This is a genomic window from Bradyrhizobium sp. WSM4874 (genome assembly GCF_055811835.1).
In genome coordinates, this window is sequence record NZ_JBVVPR010000143.1 from 1 (window position 1) to 1,481 (window position 1,481).

The 1,481-nt window shown below is 56.3% G+C and carries 1 protein-coding gene and 1 pseudogene; one reads left to right on the forward strand and one right to left on the reverse strand.

Annotated features, from left to right (window positions below):
• Window positions 1-457: 457 nt before the first annotated feature.
• A complete protein-coding gene (locus tag AC0L3P_RS39690) occupies window positions 458-1,012 on the forward strand; it encodes a hypothetical protein (RefSeq protein WP_473309425.1) in 555 nt (184 codons plus the stop codon).
• A 186-nt stretch (window positions 1,013-1,198) separates the two neighbouring features.
• On the opposite strand, the pseudogene AC0L3P_RS39695 reads toward AC0L3P_RS39690, so the two are convergent.
• Window positions 1,199-1,481: pseudogene (locus tag AC0L3P_RS39695) on the reverse strand (ISL3 family transposase); the annotation flags it as partial.

Here is a 1,481-nt window from a genome sequence, read left to right on the forward strand (position 1 = left end):
TCGATCCCCAGGAAAGTCCTTGGCCTACGTTTAAGCCGCGACAGGCATGAGTGGATGCTGACAGAATTCACGTCGAGATGCATCTGGAGGGCTTTGGAAGCTGTCGGAAGCGCCGCATTGGCGGCGCCTTTTCTCCTCGTACGTACGTGAGAATACAAATTCACTATGGGTAGACAAATATCTGTTCAATATAAAGCAATATTGCATGCCTCTATTAAATTTCTATCTTTCACAAACTAAGAGAGGAATATGCGCCGCCAAATGCACTCCCGACCGATTCGAACTCTGCCTGCCGAACGCACCTCCACGCGAGCTGTGTCTCTCAGATACCGAGCCATACCTTTGGTAGAATCGAGGCGAAAACTCCGTAAGCCATTCAAGCCTCAAACTTGTGCGGCCGTAGAGCAGACGCTACCAGCTTCGGACTACCACAGGTCCATGTTCAAAGGAGAGTGGTTTGAAACTCAATTCGATCGACCAATTCAGCATGGCAGCTTCGACTCAGGAGTACACTGCCGTGCAAGAACAGCACGCGGCCAATTTGCAACTTATGTTGCCTGACGCGACGCCCGCTGATCCCAATGGAGCGATCCGGCACCCTGACATTGCCGGGGCGATGCGGATGCCGCTGCGATTCGGCCTGCATAGCAAAGAGGGTTCACTGTGGTCGCGCGTTAAGTCAGCAGTTCGGAAGGCGGTTGGAGAATGTTGCGTCGGAAAGTCCTCTGGAAAGGCGTCCTCGTCGGTTCTCCGCTCACGCGTCGACATCGGATATCTCGCTGGCACGTCGTGGGACCACCAGTGCTACGACGATGGCGACCAACTAATGCCAAATAAAATGATGCGTGCATTGAAGGCACTCGGAGTCTTCCCCGTGCGCAACCAGGAGCAGCAGGCACAATTCGAGATTAACGGTGAGCACTACACAGCCAAGGTGAAGGCAACACTGGATCCAGACGTGGTGTTTGGCCAACGCAGACAAGTTTATCTCACCCATCACCCTCAAGGCTAAAGGCCGGGGGAGGTCACGTGTTGCAGCTTGGCCAGGCCGACCGTGATCTTGTTCTGGGGATCAGCGCCGCAGCCATCGACCGCTTGCTCGTCGATGTGAAGATTGCGGCGAGCGGCGGCAGGCGGCCGTCATAAATCGACGGCCATCAGGCAGATGATCAAGGCTACCGGCGCCAAGCGAAGCGGCTATGATCTCTCCAGCTTCCACCAGGAGAGGAACGCCTTGCTCAATCGCCGCAATGGTGACGGTCTCTGACTTTGATAGCGTTGCGCGGCCATTGGTCATCAGGCGGGCGATAGTTCTCGCGGACGGTACGCGCTGCAGGCTTTGAGCATCGGGCGTTTCGGCACGCCGACGGCGTGTCGCCCATTCGGTAGCGACCGCACCGAGCTTCTAAATCCCTGCGCCTTGAGGCAACGCCACAGGTCGGCGCCATTACAATGACCAGCGGCCCACTGAACATCGAGCC